At 66.2% G+C, this 20,613-nt stretch carries 19 protein-coding genes; 8 read left to right on the plus strand and 11 right to left on the minus strand.

Annotated elements, in window-relative coordinates:
* Nucleotides 1–31: 31 nt before the first annotated feature.
* The 10 genes from SR870_RS03040 to serB all read right to left on the minus strand — a co-directional run bounded on the left by SR870_RS03040 (nucleotide 32) and on the right by serB (nucleotide 10,423).
* Nucleotides 32–964 carry a lipid A biosynthesis lauroyl acyltransferase gene (locus SR870_RS03040; RefSeq protein WP_322516575.1) on the minus strand — a complete coding sequence of 311 codons (933 nt, stop codon included), beginning with the start codon at nucleotides 962–964 and terminating at the stop codon, nucleotides 32–34.
* The gene (locus SR870_RS03045) at nucleotides 964–1,986 is read right to left on the minus strand and encodes a zinc-binding dehydrogenase (protein WP_322516576.1); all 1,023 of its coding nucleotides are present in this window, start codon (nucleotides 1,984–1,986) and stop codon (nucleotides 964–966) included. The genes SR870_RS03040 and SR870_RS03045 overlap by 1 nt, the downstream gene beginning before the upstream one ends.
* A 34-nt stretch (nucleotides 1,987–2,020) precedes the next feature.
* Nucleotides 2,021–3,301 (minus strand): beta-ketoacyl-ACP synthase, encoded by a 1,281-nt coding sequence (locus SR870_RS03050; RefSeq protein WP_322516577.1) that lies wholly within the window; start codon nucleotides 3,299–3,301, stop codon nucleotides 2,021–2,023.
* 28 nt (nucleotides 3,302–3,329) lie between these two features.
* Nucleotides 3,330–4,532: a beta-ketoacyl-ACP synthase gene (locus SR870_RS03055; protein ID WP_322516578.1), complete on the minus strand. Its 1,203-nt coding sequence runs from the start codon at nucleotides 4,530–4,532 to the stop codon at nucleotides 3,330–3,332.
* Complete coding sequence (locus SR870_RS03060; RefSeq protein WP_322516579.1) at nucleotides 4,525–4,995, minus strand: 3-hydroxyacyl-ACP dehydratase FabZ family protein; 471 nt, start codon at nucleotides 4,993–4,995, stop codon at nucleotides 4,525–4,527. Before SR870_RS03060 ends, SR870_RS03055 begins: the two co-directional genes overlap by 8 nt.
* Before the next feature lie 25 nt (nucleotides 4,996–5,020).
* Complete coding sequence (locus tag SR870_RS03065) at nucleotides 5,021–5,302, minus strand: acyl carrier protein (RefSeq protein ID WP_011442233.1); 282 nt, start codon at nucleotides 5,300–5,302, stop codon at nucleotides 5,021–5,023.
* A 167-nt stretch (nucleotides 5,303–5,469) separates the two neighbouring features.
* The gene (locus SR870_RS03070; protein ID WP_322516580.1) at nucleotides 5,470–5,790 is read right to left on the minus strand and encodes a hypothetical protein; all 321 of its coding nucleotides are present in this window, start codon (nucleotides 5,788–5,790) and stop codon (nucleotides 5,470–5,472) included.
* 188 nt (nucleotides 5,791–5,978) lie between these two features.
* A complete protein-coding gene (locus tag SR870_RS03075; protein WP_322516581.1) occupies nucleotides 5,979–6,557 on the minus strand; it encodes a peroxidase-related enzyme in 579 nt (192 codons plus the stop codon).
* 87 nt (nucleotides 6,558–6,644) lie between these two features.
* The gene (locus tag SR870_RS03080; RefSeq protein WP_322516582.1) at nucleotides 6,645–8,396 is read right to left on the minus strand and encodes an ATP-binding protein; all 1,752 of its coding nucleotides are present in this window, start codon (nucleotides 8,394–8,396) and stop codon (nucleotides 6,645–6,647) included.
* A 1,133-nt stretch (nucleotides 8,397–9,529) separates the two neighbouring features.
* Nucleotides 9,530–10,423: a phosphoserine phosphatase SerB gene (gene serB / locus SR870_RS03085; protein ID WP_322516583.1), complete on the minus strand. Its 894-nt coding sequence runs from the start codon at nucleotides 10,421–10,423 to the stop codon at nucleotides 9,530–9,532.
* On the opposite strand from serB, the gene miaA reads away from it, so the two are divergent.
* The 3 genes from miaA to ilvN all read left to right on the plus strand — a co-directional run bounded on the left by miaA (nucleotide 10,422) and on the right by ilvN (nucleotide 14,324).
* Nucleotides 10,422–11,369 (plus strand): tRNA (adenosine(37)-N6)-dimethylallyltransferase MiaA, encoded by a 948-nt coding sequence (miaA, locus tag SR870_RS03090; protein ID WP_322516584.1) that lies wholly within the window; start codon nucleotides 10,422–10,424, stop codon nucleotides 11,367–11,369. The two genes, serB and miaA, sit on opposite strands and share 2 nt — an antisense overlap.
* Before the next feature lie 447 nt (nucleotides 11,370–11,816).
* Nucleotides 11,817–13,595, plus strand: a complete 1,779-nt coding sequence (locus SR870_RS03095; protein WP_322516585.1) for an acetolactate synthase 3 large subunit — start codon at nucleotides 11,817–11,819, stop codon at nucleotides 13,593–13,595.
* A 186-nt stretch (nucleotides 13,596–13,781) separates the two neighbouring features.
* Nucleotides 13,782–14,324 (plus strand): acetolactate synthase small subunit, encoded by a 543-nt coding sequence (gene ilvN, locus SR870_RS03100; RefSeq protein WP_322516586.1) that lies wholly within the window; start codon nucleotides 13,782–13,784, stop codon nucleotides 14,322–14,324.
* 9 nt (nucleotides 14,325–14,333) lie between these two features.
* Here ilvN and SR870_RS03105 read toward each other — a convergent pair whose 3' ends face one another.
* On the minus strand, nucleotides 14,334–14,732 hold the full coding sequence (locus SR870_RS03105; RefSeq protein WP_322516587.1) for a host attachment family protein: 399 nt from the start codon (nucleotides 14,730–14,732) through the stop codon (nucleotides 14,334–14,336).
* 216 nt (nucleotides 14,733–14,948) lie between these two features.
* Between SR870_RS03105 and SR870_RS03110 the strand changes: the two genes are divergently transcribed.
* The 5 genes from SR870_RS03110 to SR870_RS03130 all read left to right on the plus strand — a co-directional run bounded on the left by SR870_RS03110 (nucleotide 14,949) and on the right by SR870_RS03130 (nucleotide 20,528).
* Nucleotides 14,949–15,824 (plus strand): EamA family transporter, encoded by an 876-nt coding sequence (locus SR870_RS03110; protein ID WP_322516588.1) that lies wholly within the window; start codon nucleotides 14,949–14,951, stop codon nucleotides 15,822–15,824.
* Nucleotides 15,825–16,002: 178 nt separating this feature from the next.
* The gene (gene ilvC, locus SR870_RS03115) at nucleotides 16,003–17,022 is read left to right on the plus strand and encodes a ketol-acid reductoisomerase (protein WP_322516589.1); all 1,020 of its coding nucleotides are present in this window, start codon (nucleotides 16,003–16,005) and stop codon (nucleotides 17,020–17,022) included.
* A gap of 377 nt (nucleotides 17,023–17,399) precedes the next feature.
* Nucleotides 17,400–18,164: a FadR/GntR family transcriptional regulator gene (locus tag SR870_RS03120; protein ID WP_322516590.1), complete on the plus strand. Its 765-nt coding sequence runs from the start codon at nucleotides 17,400–17,402 to the stop codon at nucleotides 18,162–18,164.
* Between the two features lie 69 nt (nucleotides 18,165–18,233).
* Nucleotides 18,234–19,466 carry an ABC transporter substrate-binding protein gene (locus SR870_RS03125; protein ID WP_322516591.1) on the plus strand — a complete coding sequence of 411 codons (1,233 nt, stop codon included), beginning with the start codon at nucleotides 18,234–18,236 and terminating at the stop codon, nucleotides 19,464–19,466.
* Nucleotides 19,467–19,676: 210 nt separating this feature from the next.
* On the plus strand, nucleotides 19,677–20,528 hold the full coding sequence (locus SR870_RS03130; RefSeq protein ID WP_322516592.1) for an SDR family NAD(P)-dependent oxidoreductase: 852 nt from the start codon (nucleotides 19,677–19,679) through the stop codon (nucleotides 20,526–20,528).
* Nucleotides 20,529–20,613: the final 85 nt, after the last annotated feature.

The following is a 20,613-nucleotide window of genomic DNA, read 5'->3' on the forward strand; positions in this document are numbered from 1 at the left end:
ACGACTAACTCAGGCGTCGATATCCGGCTGACTAGCGCCACCGTCGATGCAGCCACAGCCACTGCTCGGGCGTCTCGCGGATCCAGCCTTCGATCACCGACGTCGCCGCCTGCATCGTGCCTTGGATGTCGATCTGGCCGTCGGCGTCGCGCACGGGTTGGATCTGTTCGGTGAGTTCGGCGCGGAAACGATGGCCGGGCAGGCGGATGACGCGGGCGCCGTGCAGCGGGCAGTCGATCTGGCGCAGCAGTCGCGCGAGCATCGGGTTGGCCTTGCAGGTGCGGCCGAAGAAGGTGACGTCGACGCCCCTGGTGTAGTGCTGATCGATCAGCATGCCGACGTGCTTGCCCTCTTGCAGGGCCTGCGCCAGCTTGAACGGCGCGGTGCCGCCGGCGGCGACGAGTTGGCCCATCTTGACCGAGCGGATTTCCTCGACGATCCGATCCGCGGCTGCGATGTTCGGCCGGCGATACAGCACCGCGGTGTCGAGTCCATGCGCGACGGCAGCGACGGCGGGCAGTTCCCAATTGCCGAGGTGGCTGGCGAAGATCAGCGCCGGCTTGCCGTCGGTGCGGAGCTGCTCGAACAATTCGAGCGAGCGGGGTGTGACTTCGACGCGGCTTTGCTCCGGATGTTCGGGGTCGTAATCCCACACCGAATCCAGATGCGCGAATTCCGCCCCGGCGCGGCCGAGATTGTCCCAGACGCCGGCGAGGATCGCCTCGATCTCCTCGGGCGACTTCTCGGGGAAGGCGGCGGTGAGATTGGCGCGGCCGATCCGCTGCTCGGGCAATCGCGGGCCGAGCTTGCGCACCAGGGCGCCGAAGAAGTCGGCGGTCTTGGTCGGATCGAATTTCCGCGCCAGATGCAATGCCCCGATCGCCGCCGAGCCGGCGACATTACCGGCAGCCGTCTTGGCCGCGCGTTGCGCACGCAGCTTGGCGCGGAGCAGGTGTAGTTTCATCAGAAGTGGACGATGATCTTGCCGAACACCTGGCGGCTTTCCATCCGCTTCAGTGCGGCGCCGACGTCGTCGAGCGGCACCTCGGTGTCGATCACCGGCAGCATCCCTGCGGCCATCTTGTCGAGGCTTTCGGCGATGTTCTTCATCGTCGCGCCGAACGAGCCGAAGATGCGGTACTGCTGCTGGAACAGCTGCATCAGATTGATGGTCGCGGTCGGGCCCGAGGTCGAGCCGCAGGTCACGAGCCTGCCGCCGCGCTTCATCACCAGCAGCGAGCCGTTGAAGGTGTCGGCGCCGACGTGTTCGAACACGACGTCGACGCCCTTCTTCTTGGTGATCTTTCGCGTCTCGTGCTCGAAGCGGTCGTTGCGGTAGTTGATGACGTAGTCCGCGCCGAGCTTCTTGACGCCTTCGATCTTGCTGTCGTCGCCGACCGTGGTGATCACGGTGCAGCCGATCGCCTTGGCCATCATGATCGCGACGGTGCCGATGCCCGAGCCGCCGGCATGCACCAGAATGGTCTCTCCCGGCTGCAGTTTGGCGTTGTCGAACAGCATGTGCTGCACGGTGGAGAACGCGATCGGCGCGCAGGCGGCGTCGCGCAGGCTGACGCCGTCCGGCACCGGGATCACCAGCCGAGCCGGGATGTTCATCAGTTCGCGCGCGAAGCCGTCGACGTGGAAGCCGATCAGTCCGCCGACATTCTCACAGAAATTATCGCGGCCTTCGAGGCACGGCTTGCAGTGGCCGCAGGTCAGCGCGCCATACATCACGACTTTCTGACCGGGTGCAAAGCGCGTGACGCCGTCGCCGACCGCCTCGATCGTGCCCGACGCTTCGGCGCCGACCACGATCGGCAGCTTGCGCTTGACGAAGGCCATGCCGCGATAGCCCCAGACGTCGATGTGGTTGAGCGCGACCGCGGCGACGCGGATCTGCACCTCGCCGGCCGCGGGCGGCGGGGGAGGCGGCAGATCGGAGACCGCGAGATCGCGATCGGCAACGAGAGTGAGCGCGCGCATGAATCGTGTCCGAAGCAGTTGCGTCCTGACGCGGCTAGACCGGCTCGCGCGTCAGGATCAGGGAAGCGTTCTGGCCGCCGAACCCGAACGAGTTCGACATCACCGCGGTGACGCGGGCGTCGCGCGCCTTGTTCGGTACCACGTCGAGCGGGATCAGCGGATCCGGCACGTCGTAATTGATGGTCGGCGGAATCCGTTGATGCTCGAGCGTCAGCAGCGAGAAGATCGCCTCGACCGCGCCGGCGGCGGACAAAGTGTGGCCGACCATCGACTTGTTCGACGACACCGGAATCGTCGAGGCGCGTTCGCCGAACATCGCGGAGATGCCGTTGTATTCCATCTTGTCGTTTTCGGGCGTTCCGGTGCCGTGGGCGTTGATGTAGTCGATCTGCTCGACGCCGAGGCCGGCGTCGGCGAGCGTCTTCTTGATGCAGCCGATGATCGGCTTGCCGTCGGGGCTCGAGCGGGTGCGGTGAAACGAGTCGGCGAGTTCGCCGCAGCCGGCGACGACGCCGAGAATGGCCGCGCCGCGCGCCACCGCGGATTCGTAGCTTTCGAGCACCAGCGCGCCGGCGCCTTCCGCCATCACGAAGCCGTCGCGGTTCTTGGCGAACGGCTTGGCCGAGGCCTGCGGCGGGTCGTTCTGGGTCGAAAGCGCCGACAGCAGCGAGAACCGGATCAGCGCCTCGGCGTTGACCGAGCCGTCGGTGGCGACGCACAGCGCGGCGTCGGCTTCACCACGGCGGATCGCCTCGACGCCGAGCTGGATCGCGCTCGCGCCCGAGGCGCAGGCGGTCGACAGCGAGATCGGCGAACCCTTGGTGCCGAACGTTTCGGCGAGATGATCGGCGACCGAGCCGAACTGGAAGCGGCGGTGATAGTGCGTGAACCGTCCGCCGCCGCTGACGCGGAGCAGGGCGTCGTAGTCGATCGCGGTGTTGGCGCCGGTGGCGCGCGCCAGTTCCTGGCGCGGCTGCCATTCGAGCTCGACCGGGGCCACGGCGAGAAACAGCGGGCCGGGGAAGTCGCCCTTGCGGCCGATGCCGGCCTGCGCGATCGCTTCCTCGGTGGCGATGTCGGCGAGCTTTTCGCCGAGCACGGTGGAGGAGAACGGCTCCACCGGGACGAAATCCACGGTGCCGGCCATCGTGGTTTTCAGGCCGTCGATCGGAAACCGCGTGATGGTGCGGATGCCGGATTCGCCCGCGGTGAGCTTGGACCAATTGTCGGTCTTGCCGGCGCCGAGCGATGTCACCACGCCCATGCCGGTGACGACCACGATCGGCCTGCCGAATTTGTCGTGCGTCGCGGTCATCGCGTTCCCCTCGCTCGGTCGGTCGAGCTCACCGAATGGCCTCGACCAGCGCCATGCCTTCGCCGCGCCAATGGCCGGCGCCGACCACCACAATCTGGTCCGGGGCCGTCGCGGTTTCAATCTCCAGCCCGCTCGGATCGTTGGCCGGAAACAGCGCGCCGCGCGACAGCGACAGCGCCGCGAGTGCGATGCCGAGCGGAAACTGCGCTTCCATGACGTGCCCGAACGCCGTGCCCGTCGCGCGGACCGGATGAGCGGCATGCGCCCGCAGGAATGCGGCTTCTTCAGCCGTCGCCGGCTCAGCGCCGGTCGCGCCGGTGATGATCGCGGCGTTGTCGTGCAACGGGCCTAGCTGCGCCCACAGCTTGTCCATCGAAACGGTGACGTCGCCCGGCGCGCGCCGGCGCGACATGTCGGCGACGACATTGGTCAGCCGCGCATAGGGCTTGGCGCCGCGCGCCTCGGCATGCGCCTTCGATTCGATCACCAGGAAGGCGCCACCGGAGCCGAGCGCGAACCCGCCTTTGTCGCCGCGCGAAAACACCGGCGCGTAGTTGTCCTTGAGATTGAAGTCGCCGAATTCGTAGAGCATCAGCAGGTCTTTGCGCTCGCCGTTCTGCGCGGCGCCGATCAGCGCGATGTCGCTCTGTCCGGCGGCGATGCGCGCCAGCGCGATTCTCGCCGCGTCGACGCCGGCTTCTTCCTCGCCCATGAAGGTGCGCGACGAGCCGGTCACGCCGTGGACGATGGCGATGTTGCCGGCGAGCAGGTTGGAAAGCTGCGCCAGAAACAGCGTCGGCCGCAGGTCGTTCATCAGCCGCTCGTTGAGCGCGCCGGGCGGAGAATCGCCGTGGGCCTCGGAGTTGAGCACCGCGGAGTCGACCGAAAGATCGCGCTCGCCGCCGCCGGCGGCGACGATCATGTCGGTCCGCGACAGGATCTCGGTGTTGCCCTTGATCCCCGCCGAATCCAGCGCGAGGCCGGCCGCATAGGTGCCGATCCGCTGCCAGGCTTCCATCTGGCGCTGATCGCCCTTCTTTGGAATCTGCTTGTCGAAACTCAGCGGCGCCAGCGGGTGCACGATGTAGGGCGCAAAGCCGGTGGTGTCGACGTTGACGCGGCGCTGCGCCAGCACGTCCCAATGCGCGTCGAGGCCTTCGGCCAACGAGGTCGCGAGACCGATGCCGGTGATCCAGGCTTCCACAGGTTGTTTGTGCGACGTCTCAGCCATGGATCATCTGCTCCGGAAATCCGATCTGTCTGGCCATCACTTCCATGTGCCCGCGCAGATCCGGATGAGGGAAGGGCACGTGGCGAAAGGTCAGCGTCGCGTTGCACGCCAGCTTGCCGCCGCTTTTGATGTTCGCTTCGGTCATGGTGTAGCCCGAGCCCTCGTGGATCACCGTGGCCTCGACTGACAGCGTCTCGCCGGGCGTGACGAAGCTGCGCATCTTGGCTTCCTTGACCGCGGCGAGAAACGGCATGCGCTGGAACTGCATCAGCGCGATCAGCAGCCAGCCCGATGTCTGCGCCATCGTCTCGATCAGCAGCACGCCCGGCATCAGCGGATAGCCGGGGAAATGACCTTCGAAGATCGTGCTCGTCTGGGGTACGAGCGCTTCGACCGTGATGCTGCGTTGCTCGATACGAAGCTCGGCGATCCGATCGATCAGATGGAAATATTCGAGGTTCATGGCGCGGGCGGCTTTCGAACCGCCACTACGCGCCCTTGGCGGCGACCAATTCGTCGATGCGGGCGGCGAGATTGCTCAGGACGAAATACTGTTCGGTGGTCGCCTTGCCGTCGTTGACCTCCTGGGTCCACTTTTCGAGCGGCAGTTTGATACCGAACGCCTTGTCGATCGCGAAGGCGATGTCGAGGAAGTCCAGGCTGTCGATCCCCAGATCATCGATCGCGTGGCTTTCCGGGGTGATCGTGTCGCGCGGGATGTCGCAGGTTTCCGCGATGATGGTGGCCACCCGATCGAATGTGGAAGTCATCATTAAGCCTTTGAAATTGTGTCGGAAATGGCCGCCCACGTCGAGCGCGGCGGTGGTCGTGACGACAGGTGAATGCCCGTATAACGGAGCGCTGCCCCGAGTTCAATGGCACGTGGGCCACAGCCCCTTTGGCCCGGCTTTGGCCCATTTGTGCCGGTTTCAGGGAATCAGCCCGGCGGCGTCGCAATCTGCGCGCAATTGCTTCGGCCCATCAATACGCAATCCTGTGTCTTGCGCAGGTCGGCGATGCTGGTGGCGAGCCAGAACCCGACCGCCGTCAATACGATGGTGAAGGCCAGCGCGGCGATGTTCGTCAGCATCCGGTGACGGAAATCGTCCTGAGATTCGTCGTGGCCGCGCTCGTAGGCGGCCAGATCGTTCTGGACCGGCGGGAGTTTCCCGACATGGGCGGTGGGGCCCGTCCTCCGTGGCCGGAACGGCAGCACGCGGTGGTCGTCGTCGGGGAGGCTGAGGCGGTGGTTTTTCATGGCGGCCGGCCCTCGCGGCGGCGAGATTGTTCGATCGGTTATCCTAGTGGATGTAGGTCGCGAGGCAAACTCCGCAACTTGACGGAAGTGCGTTTGTCGCGCGCTGTGCCTCGCGCGACCCGACGAGACGCATTTGAATCCCACCACGGCAGCACAGCATCAGGCTCCCGCTGCGATCGGCAGCGTCATCACTTCGGCAGCCGTCCCATCAGATAGAACTCGTCGTTCGGCCGCATCCCGGTGACATTGGCCATGCGGTTGGACAGCGCAAAGAACGCCGCGATCGCTGCGATGTCCCAGATGTCGTCGTCGCCGAAGCCGTGTTCCCTGAGCGTATCGAAATCCGCGTCGCCGACCCGCTCGGCCTCGCGGCTCACCTTCATGGCGAAGTCGAGCATCGCCCGCTGCCGTTCGGTGATCTCGGCCTTGCGATAGTTGACGGCGATCTGGTCGGCGATCCGGGGATTCTTGGCGCGGATGCGCAGGATCGCGCCGTGCGCGATCACGCAATACTGGCACTGATTGGCCGCCGAAGTCGCGACCACGATCATCTCGCGCTCGGCCTTCGACAGCCCGCTGTCCTTCTCCATCAGCGCGTCGTGATAGGCGAAGAAGGCTCGGAACTCGTCCGGCCGGCCGGCCAGCGACAGAAACACGTTCGGCACGAAGCCGGACTTCTCCTGCACGCCGAGGATCCGGGTGCGGATGTCGTCGGGCATATCGGCAAGCGCAGGGACGGGAAAACGGGAGACGGCTGCTGATGTCATCGAAGGTTCCGCAAGGCGCGACATGCGCTGCGCGGAGCTTAGGCGATCGGCGCGCGCGCGGCAAAGCGCGCGCGATGTTGCACTGCGTCAGCGCAGCGGCTTCTTCAGCAGCGAGAAGCGGTCGGGATCGAGCCCGAGCGACGGCTGCAACATCGGCGCTTCGACCGTGCGGGCCAGCGGACGTTCGATCGTGCCGGGATCATTCGGCACGTCGCGGTGCGAGGTGGCGCCGCGCCAGCGTTCGAGCACGGCGCTGACGAAGTGCATGTCGTGCCCCGCGGCGGTCGACGGCACCGTCGAGGTCGCGGCTTCCGAGCGCGGCAATTGCTGCGGCGGCACTTCCTTGAAGCGCAGCCGCGTCGGCAGCGCGACGCCTTCGCCGAACGCCAGCACTTCGCGGGTGCCGAGCGAGGGCACGAACGACAGCAGATTGGCGGCCGCGTCCGACACCGCCGAGCGCAGCAGCGATTGATCGCGGTCGTTGGCGAGCCGCATCGCGAACAGCGTATTGCATTGCGACAGGATGGTGGCGTCGAGTTCGGCCGGGCGTTGCGTCACCAGACCGAGATAGACGCCGTATTTGCGGCCCTCCTTGGCGATCCGCGACACCGCCTTGCGGGTCGGGCCGAAGCCGATCGCGCGATCGGCGCTGGCGTAGCGATGCGCCTCTTCGCAGACGAACAGCAGCGGCGAGACGCCGTCGCTCCACAGCCCGAAGTCGAACGCCATCCGGCACAGCACCGACACCACCGAGTCGACGACTTCGGCCGGGAAGCCGGCGAGCTGCATGATCGTCATCGGGCGGCCATTGGCCGGCAGCCGGAACAGATGACTGATCACCTCCGCCATGGTGTCGCCGCCGACATTGGCGTTGTCGAACATGAAGGCGTAGCGCGGGTCGTTGCGCACCGTCTCGATGCGCGAGATCAGCTTGTGATAGATGATGCGCGACGAGCGGTTCTCGAGCTTGCCCATGCGCTCGTCGATCAGCGAGATCAGGTCGACCAGGCGATACGGCACCGGCGTGTCGGCGGTGTAGCCGACCGATTTCGGATCGACCCGCTTCAGCCCGAGCCGGTCGGCGCTGGTGTATTGCACATACAGGCCCTTGGCGATCGGGATCACTTCGGCGAGCACGTCGAGTTCTTCCGGCACGCCGGGGCGGCCGGCGAACAGCACGTCGACGATCTCGTCGAAATTGAACAGCCAGAACGGCAGCTTCAGATTGCGCGGATTGAGCACCAGCGCCTTGTCGCCGAAGCAGCGGCCGTATTCGTTGTGGACGTCGAGCAGGAAGATCCGCAGCGCCGGCCGCGACTTCAGGATTTCGTTGAGCAGCAGCGACACGCCACTCGATTTGCCGACGCCGGTGGAGCCCAGCACGGCGAAGTGCTTCGACAGCATTTCCTCGATGTCGACATAGGCGATCACCGAAGGATCCTGCTGCAGCATGCCGACATTGATCTGGTCGGAGCCGGTCGGCGCGTAGACGATGCGCAGATCTTCGCTCGAGATCAGTTCGACAGCGTCGCCGATCGTCGGATAGTTGGTGACGCCGCGCTGAAACTTCGCGCGCACCGGACCGGGCAGGATTTCGCCGAGCAGATCGACCGACGCGATCGCGATATGGGGCTCGTTCGGCGAGATGTTCTCGCTCGTCGCCTCGGTGATCATCGCGATGATGGTCGAGGTCGCGGTGCGGATGCTGATGAAACGTCCGACCGTGGCGCGCAACGCGGCGGGCGACAGCCGGCTTTCGGGCATCAGCCCGGCGCGCGCCATCGACCCGCGCACCGAGATGATCTTGCCGAACGCCGGCTGGGACTTAGTTTCTACCATGGATTGAGCTCGTCCGGTCTGTCTGTTCAGGTTGCGACTATGCGGACGCCTTGCTGAGAAAATGTTAAGTGGCGGCGGTCACACAGCGTCCGCGCAGCGCCGAACGTGGTATGCGGCTGGAGGTTGTGCTCGCTTTTGCGGACAATGCGTCGCGGCCGGGCGCGTCGGCGTTAACCCGGCGTTGACCATGCGGAAAACTGGTGCGCCGCCTGGCCGGTGACGGGAGATGACGGAAGAGCGTGATGCGCCTTCGCGGGCGTCGTCGCAATCCGCCTCATCGTGGGCTTCGATTCGATTGTCAAACAGCCACGACGATTTGCTCTCGCGGCTCTGCCGAGCCCGAGCTGTGCACCCGTCGCTGTCACAGCGAGGGGTGGGGGCGCGCCGCGTGGCGCGGGTTGTGGTGGTTCTCGCGATCACTTCTTGCGAAGGATCGCGCGACGCCTCGTCGGCGCGCCCACCTGCGGCGATTTTAGGCTGTCAGGCCCGTGCTTCCGGGGACAGGCAAGGGTAATGAAACCCCACGGATCCGGCGGATTACGCCGCCTTCACCTGCCCCCGTCCAGCGAACTAACAAGTCGCAGAGCCTCGTAGTAGGCCCGGACGGGTACCCGAAGCCTCCCGGACGCGCGGGTGCGAACCGCAACGCGCAGGACGCCGCATCAATCCGATTCCACCGGCACAGCGCCGGCTTGATCGAACCATCGTTCCGGACCGGTTGCCCGGCCCGCCGATCTGTCCCGCTTGTACGACGCCTCGCGAAGCGCCCCTCACGGACAGGACGATGCGGACTATAATCATAATAGGAATGTTGTCAAGCGATGCAACGAAGGATTGCGGCGCTCGCCGATCCACCCATGCCTTCGCGTTCGTCATTCCGGGGCGCGCCGACGCGCGGTCACGCGCGTCGGCGCGCCCCGGAATCTATAGCCACCGTCGTTGCGTAGTCGGCAGGCCGCCTGTCAGGCCGTGCCTCAACGCGTCGACCGGGGTTATGGATTCCGGGTTCGCGAGCTGCGCTCGCGCCCCGGAATGACGAACGAGAGGAGGTGCGCCGCGGGAAAAAGAGCGTGTTTGTCTCGCGTGGGTGCGTCGCTGCGCTACTTTGCCAACCCTACGGACTGCTGAGCATACTAATCGCCGACGAATTCGCTGCGCTTGTAGCCTTGCGCGTAGAGCAGTGCGGTGAGGTCGGCGTGGTCGATGCGGGCGTGGGCGCTGGCGGCGACGGCGGGCTTGGCGTGATAGGCGATGCCGAGGCCGGCGGCCTGGATCATGCCGAGGTCGTTGGCGCCGTCGCCGATCGCCAGCGTGTCGATGGCGTCGAGGTCGTCGGCCTCGCGCAGTTCCAGCAGCGTCGCCAGCTTGGCTTCGCGGCCGAGGATCGGCTCGGCGACGCGGCCGGTGAGCATGCCGTCCTCGCTCAGCAATTCGTTGGCGCGATGCTCGGCGAAGCCGAGGCGCTCCGCCACCGCGTGAGTGAACTGGGTGAAGCCGCCGGAGACGAGGCAGGTATAGGCGCCGTTTGCGCGCATCGTCTGCACCAGCGCGCGGCCGCCGGGATTGAGCGTGATGCGGGTCGCCAACACCTTGTCGATGATGTCGAGCGAAAGCCCCTTCAGCAGCGCCACGCGCTCGCGCAGCGCCGGCTCGAACTCGATCTCGCCGCGCATCGCGCGTTCGGTGATCGCGGCGACGTGGCTCTTCAGCCCGACGAAGTCGGCGAGTTCGTCGATGCACTCCTGGCCGATCATGGTCGAATCCATGTCGGCGAGAAAAAGCTTCTTGCGCCTTGTGGCGAGAGGCTGCACCACGACGTCGATCGGCAGATCGCCGCGTGCTTCGCGCAGCCGGTCGGCGAGGGCCAGGGGGGTTTCGTCGCTGCTGAAGCTGATGTCGGCGGCGACCTCGTCGTGCAGCCAGACCGCGGCATTCGGCTGCGGCAGCACGGCGCGCGCGCCTTCGAGCACGGTGGAATCCAGCGCGGGACTGTTCGGATTGCAGATGAGCGTGGCGACGAGCGACATGGGGAAAACGGTTCCGGAGCAGGGGCAAAAGCCGGCGGCCGTGCTTATCGCAGGGCCGACCGCCAGCGGCAAGTCGGCGCTGGCGCTGCGGCTGGCGCAGGCGCATGGCGGCGTCATCATCAACACCGATTCGATGCAGATGTACCGCGATCTGCGGATCATCACCGCCCGGCCGACCCCGGCCGAGGAGGCGCTGGTCCCGCATCGGCTCTATGGCACGGTGGACGCCGCGGTGAATTTCTCCGCCGGCGCCTATGTCGAGGCGGCGGCCGGGGCACTGGCCGAGGCGCGCGCTTCGGGCCGGCTGCCGATCTTCATCGGCGGCACCGGGCTGTATTTCAAGGCGCTGACCCGCGGGCTGTCTCTGGTGCCACCGGTTGCCGCCGAGGTCCGCGACGCGGTCCGGCTGCGGCTCGACCGCGACGGCGTGGCGGCGTTGCACGCCGAACTGGCCCGGCACGATCCGGCCGCAGCCGAGCGGCTGGCGCCGGCGGATCGTTCGCGCATTGCGCGGGCGCTGGAGGTGGTGCTGGCGACCGGTCGGCCATTGGCCGACTGGCATGGCGAGGCCTCGCCGCCGCTGCTGCCGCTAGACGGCGTTACCGCGGTGTTTCTCGCCCCCGAGCGGGAGGCGCTGTACGCCCGGATCGACGCCCGATTCGCCGCGATGCTGCGGGCCGGCGCGCTGGACGAAGTCGCGGCGCTGGCCGCGCGCGATCTCGATCCGCTGCTGCCGGCGATGAAGGCCCACGGCGTCCCGGCGCTGATCCGGCATCTGCGGGGAGAACTGTCGCTGGACGAGGCCGCCGTCATCGGCGCCGCCGACACGCGGCACTACGCCAAGCGGCAGTTCACCTGGTTCCGGCACCAGTTACCGGAGTTTCGCTGGGTGACGCCGGAGGAGGCGGGGAGGGCGCTGGAGGATGTCATTCCGGGGCGCGCGTGAAACGCGCGAACCCGGAATCTCGATGTTGTGGAGGCATGCCGAGTGCGCCGAACTTCGAGATTCCGGGTTCACGCGCTTTGCGCGTGCCCCGGAATGACCCGGCTATCAATCGCACCCGCCTGCACCTATTTACCGCTCGCGAGGGCGCCGAAATCCGGCTAAGGTTTGATCCTTACGGCGTTTCACCGCCTTGACATTGGAAGTTTGAGCGGTATGGTCCCGCGCAACCTTTGGGAAGCCGAGCTGGCCACATGCGACACAAAATTACCGATCTGCTTCTCGTCATCGTACCCAGGCGCACCGCCGGGGATGGCTAGAGTCCATCCCGCGAACGGACGGTGCGCTGAGGGCCTTTCTGGGGCCCTTTTTTATTGTCCGAACGCTTTCGACCCGAACCTGTCCGAACCACCCGAACGTCAGCGCCAGACGGCGCCCCCGGAGCCCACCATGAGCGACAGCACCAGCCACGATCCCAACCAGATGACCGGCGCCGCGATGATCGTCCGCGCGATGAAGGATCACGGCGTCGAGCACATCTTCGGCTATCCCGGCGGCGCGGTGCTTCCGATCTATGACGAGATCTTCCAGCAGTCCGACGTGCAGCACATCCTGGTCCGCCACGAGCAGGGCGCCGGCCATGCCGCCGAGGGCTATGCGCGCTCGACCGGCAAGCCGGGCGTCGTGCTGGTGACCTCGGGCCCGGGCGCCACCAACATGGTGACGCCGCTCGCCGATGCGCTGATGGATTCGATCCCGATCGTCTGCATCACCGGACAAGTTCCCACTCACCTGATCGGCAACGACGCCTTCCAGGAATGCGACACCGTCGGCATCACCCGGCCGTGCACCAAGCACAACTGGCTGGTGCGGGACATCAAGGATCTGGCGCGCGTGCTGCACGAGGCGTTCTACGTCGCGACCTCCGGCCGTCCGGGCCCGGTCGTGGTCGACGTGCCGAAGGACGTGCAGTTCGCCACCGGCACCTATCACCCGCCGCGCAAGGACGACGTCCACGTCTCCTACAAGCCGGTCACCAAGGGCGATCCGAACCAGATCCGCAAGGCGGTGGCGATGCTCGCCGCCGCCAAGCGGCCGGTGATCTATTCCGGCGGCGGCGTGGTCAATTCCGGCGACGAGGCGTGCCGCCTGCTGCGCGAACTGGTCGAGGTCACCGACTTCCCGATCACTTCGACGCTGATGGGGCTCGGCGCGTATCCGGCGTCCGGCAAGAACTGGCTCGGCATGCTCGGCATGCACGGCACCTACGAAGCCAACATGACGATGCACGGTTGCGACGTCATGCTGTGCATCGGCGCGCGCTTCGACGACCGCATCACCGGCCGCACCGACGCGTTCGCGCCGACCGCCAAGAAGATCCACATCGATATCGACCCGTCGTCGATCAACAAGAACATCCGCGTCGACGTGCCGATCATCGGCGACGTCGCCAGCGTGCTGACCGATCTGCTCGCGGTGTTCAAGGCCGAGGCGAAGAAGCCCGACATCAAGCCGTGGTGGCAGCAGGTCGCGACCTGGCGCGCGCGCAATTCGCTGGCGTACAAGAAGAACAACGACCTGATCATGCCGCAATACGCGATCCAGCGGCTGTACGAGGCGACGCGCGGCCGCGACACCTACATCACCACCGAAGTCGGCCAGCATCAGATGTGGGCGGCGCAGTTCTTCGGCTTCGAACAGCCGAAGCGCTGGATGACCTCGGGCGGGCTCGGCACCATGGGCTACGGCCTGCCGGCGGCGCTCGGCGTCCAGGTCGCGCATCGCGATTCGCTGGTGATCGATATCGCCGGCGACGCCTCGGTGCAGATGACGATGCAGGAGATGGCGACGGCGGTGCAGTACGAACTGCCGATCAAGATCTTCATCCTCAACAATCAGTACATGGGGATGGTGCGGCAGTGGCAGCAATTGCTGCACGGCAACCGGCTGTCGCATTCCTACACCGAGGCGATGCCGGACTTCGTCAAGCTCGCCGAGGCCTATGGCGGCGTCGGCATGCAGGTGACCAAGCCGGCCGATCTCGACGGCGCCATCATGGACATGATCAAGGTCAACAAGCCGGTGCTGTTCGACTGCCGCGTCGCCGCGCTGGAGAACTGCTTCCCGATGATCCCGTCTGGCAAGGCCCACAACGAAATGCTGCTGCCGGCGGAAGCCACCGACGAAGCCACCGCGGCGGCCTTCGCCGGCGGCAAGGCGCTGGTGTGAGGATGATGGCGTCGCGCACCGCTTCGCAACATTGACGGCGTCATGCGCGGGCTCGACCCGCGCATCCATCGCTCTTCGCAAAATCGACTTTCCGAAGCGGATGGATTGCCGGGTCAAGCCCGGCAATGACGGCAAACAACAGAATGACGGCCAAGAATAATTCGGCTCAAACCTGAGAACGCCACAATGACCCAGCCCGCATCCGCCTATTTCATGGAAGATCGCCACGACCCGAACGAGACCCACACGCTGTCCGTCCTGGTGCAGAACGAGCCCGGCGTGCTGGCGCGGGTGATCGGGCTGTTTTCGGGGCGCGGCTACAATATCGAGAGCCTCACCGTCTCGGAGACCGAGAACCAGAAACATCTGTCGCGCGTCACCATCGTCACCACCGGCACGCCGATGGTGATCCAGCAGATCAAGAATCAGCTCGACCGCATGGTCCCGGTGTATCGCGTGGTCGACATGACGCTGACCGGCCGCTCGATCGAGCGCGAGCTGGCAATGGTCAAGCTGCGCGGCACCGGCGACCACCGCGTCGAATCGCTGCGGCTCGCCGAGGCGTTCCGTGCCCGGGTGATCGATGCCTCGACCGAGAGCTTCGTGTTCGAGATCACCGGCAACACGTCGAAGATCAATCAGTTCATCGAACTGATGCGGCCGCTCGGCCTGGTCGAAGTGGTCCGCACCGGCGTCGCCGCGATCGGCCGCGGCGCGGAGGGGATGTAAGCGGGGGAGCTACGCCGCGATCGCCTCGGCGATGTCGTCGAACGAACTGTTGGTGTAGTCCTTCGCCAGCGAGCGGATCAGCGAGGCTTCGACGGTCTTGTGCAGGATCGGGCGCATCTGGCCGAGCGTCTGCGGGTCGGCGATCAGCACCAGACTGTCGAACTCGCCGGCGAGCTTCATCTTGTTGATCAGCAGGCTGAGCTGCTTGGCGAAGGTGGCTTCGTCGGTCTGGCTCTGGGTCTGATCCTCGGGGCGCGAGCCCGACGGGCCGTCGTCATCGAGATTTTCCGGCGCCAGCCTGCGTTCTTCGCGCAGCACAACGCTGGCCGGTTTGCCGGTGTTTCGAAGCAGAATCGCTCCGCCGCCATCGGCCACGACGATCAGTGCGTTGTGCGGAATAAGGGTCATGGGGGAAGCTCTCCTGGTGATTTCGCCGGCCGCAGTCGCGGCCGCCGGCTCAACCGAGGCAACCGGCTGTGCCGGCCTTGGTTCCGCCGTTCCGGTCGCGCCATCGTCGCGCGGGAGGCTGTTCCGCGCGGACGGCGGGTGACGCATCAGCGCGGGATCGGCTACGAACCCGGCAACGGCGCGCGCAACGCGCGGCCGATTCAGGGCGGAGACATCATGAGGCCAGCCGACATCGCGCTCGCGCTCGTCGTTGCGCTGATCTGGGGGCTGGGCTTCGTGTTCACGCGCTATGCGCTGACCGAGATGTCGCCGACGGTGCTCAATCTGCTGCGCTTCGCCATCACCGCGCTGCCGTGCCTGCTGCTGCCGCGGCCGAAGCTCGCCTGGTCGATCTGGATCGGCATCAGCCTGCTGCTGGTGTGGCAATATCTCACCCAGAGCTGGGGCATGTCGCAGGGCGTGCCGGCGGGGCTCACCGCGGTGATCGTGCAGAGCCAGGCGCTGTTCACCATTGCGTTTGCTGCGGTGCTGCTCGGCGAGCGGCCGACCCGGGTGCAACTGATCGGCATCGGCGTGGCGGCCTGCGGCCTGCTGATGATCTGCTTCACCGTCGGCTACGATTTCACCTTCCTGGCCTTCGCCGTCACCATGACGGCGCCGATCGCCTTCGCCTTCACCAACCTGTTGCTGCGACAGGCCCGCGACGTGCCGATGCTCGATTTGTTCGCCTGGATCAGCCTGGTGTCGCTGCCGCCGCTGGCGCTCGCCGCCTTCGCCGCCGATGGCGGCCCGGCGATCTGGCGGGAGGTGAGCGGTCTGTCGCCGGGGGTGATGGCGGCGATGCTGTCGCTGTCGATCGGCTCGACCACGATCGGCTACTGGATCTGGGGCCGGCTGCTGCAGCGCTACAGCGCCGTCCAGGTGGTGCCGTTCGCGCTGCTGGTGCCGTTCATCGGGGCGGGGGCCTCCAGCCTGGTGTTCGGCGAGACCTTCGGCCCGCTGCGGCTGGCCGGGATGCTGATCGTTGTCGCCGGCCTCGCCATCATGCTGCTGTTCGGCCGCGCCCGGCCGGCGCTGCCGGAGACCGCCTGAAAGTCGTAGGCGCCCCGGCTTCGCAGTGCGGCAGCCATGCCGCGGCCACAAAACACCGCTGCGGGCTTGTCTCAGGGCACCTAGCGCCCTAGAAACCGGCAGCAATTTCACGGTCGGCCGGGACTGGCCCGATCACCACAGCAGGGGGCGGGACGGGCCGCCGAAGAGAGGAACGAGAATGCGAGTTTACTACGATCGCGACGCCGATTTGAACCTGATCAAGGGCAAGAAGGTCGTCATCGTCGGCTATGGCAGCCAGGGCCACGCCCACGCGCTGAACCTGAAGGATTCCGGCGTCAAGGACGTCGCGATCGCGCTGCGCAAGGGCTCGGCCACGGCCAAGAAGGCCGAAGCCGCCGGCTTCAAGGTGATGGAAGTCGCCGAGGCCGCGAAGTGGGCTGACGTGATGATGATGCTGACGCCCGACGAATTGCAGGGCGAGATCTATCGCGACCACCTGCACGACAACATGAAGCAGGGCGCGGCGCTGCTGTTCGCCCACGGCCTCAACGTCCACTTCAACCTGATCGAGCCGCGCGCCGATCTCGACGTGTTGATGGTCGCGCCGAAGGGCCCGGGCCACACCGTGCGCTCGGAATATCAGCGCGGCGGCGGCGTGCCGAGCCTGATCGCGATCCACCAGGATCCGTCGGGCAACGCCCACGACCTCGGTCTCAGCTACGCCTCGGCGATCGGCGGCGGCCGCGCCGGCATCATCGAGACCTCGTTCAAGGAAGAGTGCGAGACCGATCTGTTCGGCGAGCAGGTGGTGCTGTGCGGCGGCCTGGTCGAGCTGATCAAGGCCGGCTTCGAAACGCTGGTGGAAGCCGGCTACGCGCCGGAGATGGCGTATTTCGAGTGCCTGCACGAAGTGAAGCTGATCGTCGACCTGATCTATGAAGGCGGCATCGCCAACATGAACTACTCGATCTCCAACACCGCGGAATACGGCGAATACGTCACCGGCCCGCGCATCGTCACCGCCGAGACCAAGGCGGAGATGAAGCGCGTGCTCGCCGACATCCAGAACGGCATCTTCACCCGCAACTGGATGCTCGAGAACAAGGTCAACCAGACCTCGTTCAAGGCCACCCGCGCCAAACTCGCCGCCCACCCGATCGAGGAAGTCGGCGCCAAGCTGCGCGAGATGATGCCCTGGATCAAGAAGGGCGCGCTCGTGGACAAGAGCAAGAACTAAGCGAGGGCAACCACGCGCTCACCGTCATCCTGAGGCGCCACCGCGAAGCGGTGGCCTCGAAGGATGGGCCGCTTGCACCCGCCGCCGCATCCTTCGAGGCTCGCCCTGCCGGGCGAGCACCTCAGGATGACGACACGATGATGGTGGCAATCGAAGCGGGACCGCGGCGACGCGGTCCCGTTTTCGTTTGCGACGGGTTTGCCTCCGTAGGGCGGATAAGCCGAAGGCGCCATCCGCTGTTTTGCGCGTGGGGCCGGAGTGGCGGATGGCGGCGCAAGGGCGCCTTATCCGCCCTACGAGGCACTGCCCAAAACGCGGTGCAATCCGCCGCAGCCTCGGTGTCTTGATCTGGTCAGACCAGATTGGTAGGGTCAGTTATGGCGACCCCGCTCAATTCCGAAGCCACCCACACGGTCCGCAGGACGCTCGAATTCGTGCAGCACCATCGGCTGGCGAAGGGCGACCGGTTGCCGTCGGAGCGGGAATTGTCGGAGCGGTTCGGCGTGGCGCGCAGTTCGGTGCGCGAGGCGCTGGCGGTGCTGGACGCGATGCGGATCACCGAGCGCAGGCCGAAATCGGGCATCTTCCTGCGCAACGCGGTCGAGGACGGCGGGCTCGATGCGCTGGTGCTGCAGGCCGATCTCGGGCTGGCGTTCGATCCTCAGGTGACGCGCGACGTCACCGAGGCGCGGATCATCTGTGAAGAGCAGGCGCTGCGGCTGGCCTGCCGGCGGCGGACCGAGGCCGACCTGGCGAAGCTGCACCGATTGCTCGATGCCTATGCGGCGCTGGTCGACGCCGACCGCAATCCGTCCGATGCCGATGTCGAGTTTCACCTCGCTTTGGTCGCCGCCAGCCAGAACCGCATTCTGGTGCGCACGCTGACGCCGCTGATGCTGATGAGCACGACCTGGCGGCGGCGCTATTTCGACTCGGCTGCGATCCGCCGCCGCTCGCTCGACGATCACCGCGCCTTCGTGGCCGCCGTGGAAGCGCGCGACGAAGCGGCCGCAGCGTCGCTGGTGCAGCGCCACGTCCAGACCGCCGCCGCGGACGTGCGGGCACTGGCGGAGCAGGGCGGCGCGACCGCGACCGACACGCCACCCAAATCAGACACGCGCGCATCCGACGCGCCGACCTAACCCCGGTCAACGGGAGAACTTCGCGCGGCCGACAGCCGCTTCGGGGAAACGCAAAAAGAAGGATCAAAAATGCGTATCAAGACGACTTCCGTAGCCGCTTTTGCGGCTGCGATCGCGATGCTGGCCGCGAGCCCGGCATTGGCCCAGAAGAAATACGGCCCCGGCGCCAGCGACACCGAGATCAAGCTCGGCAACACCGTGCCCTATAGCGGCCCGGCCTCGGCCTACGGCATTCTGGGCAAGACCTATGCGGCCTATTTCAAGAAGATCAACGACGAGGGCGGCATCAACGGCCGCAAGATCAACCTGATCTCCTATGACGACGCCTATTCGCCGCCGAAGACGGTCGAGCAGACCCGCAAGCTGGTCGAGAGCGACGAGGTGCTGGCGATCGTCGGCAATGTCGGCACCGCCTCGAACATCGCGATCCAGAAATATCTCAACGCCAAGAAGACCCCGCAACTGTTCCTCGCCACCGGCGCGTCGCGCTGGAACGACCCCAAGGCGTTTCCGTGGACGATGGGCTGGCTGCCGAGCTACCAGGCCGAAGCCGCCGCCTACGCGAAGTATCTCTTGAAGGAAAAGCCCGACGCCAAGATCGGCGTGTTCTACCAGAACGACGATTTCGGCAAGGACTACGTTCGCGGTCTCAAGGATGGCCTCGGCGACAAGGCGGCGACGATGATCGTGGCCGAATCCAGCTACGAGGTCTCCGAGCCGACGGTGGATTCCCACATCGTCAAGATGAAGGCGGCCGGCGCCGACACGCTGCTCTCGTTCGCGACCGGCAAGTTCGCCGCGCAGGCGATCAAGAAGGTCGCCGAACTCGGCTGGAAGCCGCTGCACATCGTGCCGAACGCCAGCTCGTCGCTCGGCAGCGTGCTGCGCCCGGCCGGCCTCGACAATGCGCAGGATCTGGTGTCCGCGACCTTCGCCAAGGACCCGACCGATCCGCAGTGGAACGAGGATCCGGGGATGAAGGTCTTCCACGCCTTCGTCGAGAAGTACATTCCCGAAGGCAAGGCGATGGAGAGCACCGTGCTGTCCGGCTACAGCATCGCCCAGACCATGGCCGAGGCGCTGCGGATGTGCGGCGACGATCTCAGCCGCGCGAACCTGATGAAGCAGGCCGCGAGCATGAAGGACGTCAAGCTCGACGGCCTCTTGCCGGGCGTGACCGTCAACACCAGCGCGACCGACTTTTCGCCGATCGATCAGTTCCAGATGATGTCCTTCAAGGGCGAACGCTGGCAGCGTTTCGGCGACGTCATCAAGGGCGAAGTCGCGGTCGCGGGACAGTAAGCGCGAGGGTGAGGGGGCGTCTCGGCGGAGCCGAGAGCCAGCGACTCGTGTCGCCCCTCACCCCACCCCTCTCCCCGCAAGAGCGGGGCGAGGGAGCTCGCCGTGCTCGGCGCAAGACTTCGCGTCACATCCAATGCGAACGGGATCGCGGTGACGCGGTCCCGTTTTCATTTGGCTGTGCTACGGTCATGCGTTCGAGAGGAGCGGATCATGCCATCTGTCGTCGTCACCGGGGTCTCCACCGGGATCGGTCACGCCATCGCGAAGCTGCTGCTGGACAAGGGTTTTCGCGTGTTCGGCAGCGTCCGCAAGCCGGCGGATGCGGAGCGGCTGATTCATGAATTCGGCGCGAACTTCACGCCGCTGATCTTCGACGTCACCGACGAGGCGGCGGTGCACGCTGCAGCGGCCGAGGTGCGCGCCGCGCTCGGCGGTGAGCGGCTCGCCGGGCTGATCAACAATGCCGGCATCGCGGTGTCGGGCGCGGTGATCGATCTGTCGGCGGATGATTTCCGCCGGCAGTTCGAGGTCAATGTGATCGGCCCGATCGTGGCGACGCAGGCGTTCGCGCCGCTGCTCGGCACCGACGATACGCTGCGCGGGTCGCCGGGGCGGATCGTGATGATGTCGTCGATCGCAGGTAAATTCGGCAATCCGCTGATGGCGGCGTATTCGGCGTCGAAGCACGCGCTCAACGGCCTGTCCGACGGGCTGCGCCGCGAGATGATGCTGTTCGGCATCGACGTGGTGATCGTTGCGCCCGGCGCGGTGAAGACGCCGATCTGGGCCAAGGCCGAGCAGGAGGACGTCTCGCGTTTCGCGAATTCGCCGTTCTATCCGGCGCTGCTGAAGATCCGCGCGATGCTGCCGAAAATGGATGAAAGCGGGCTGCCGCCGGAGACGATCGCGCAGCACGTCCTCGACGCGCTGACGTCGCCGAAGCCGAAGGCCCACGACGTGATCACGCCAGGGCCGCTGCAATTCTGGCTCTCGACCAAGTTGCCGCCGCGATGGGTGGACAGGATCGTCGCGCGCAGGTTGGGGCTGCAGCCGGCGAAGTAAGCGAATGTCCGGTAGGGCGGACAAGCCGAAGGCGCCATCCGCCGCCTTGCGAGTCGAAGCGTAGGTGGCGGATGGCGCTTCGCTT

Origin of the sequence: Rhodopseudomonas palustris (genome assembly GCF_034479375.1) — a bacterium.
GTDB classification, from domain to species: domain Bacteria; phylum Pseudomonadota; class Alphaproteobacteria; order Rhizobiales; family Xanthobacteraceae; genus Rhodopseudomonas; species Rhodopseudomonas palustris_M.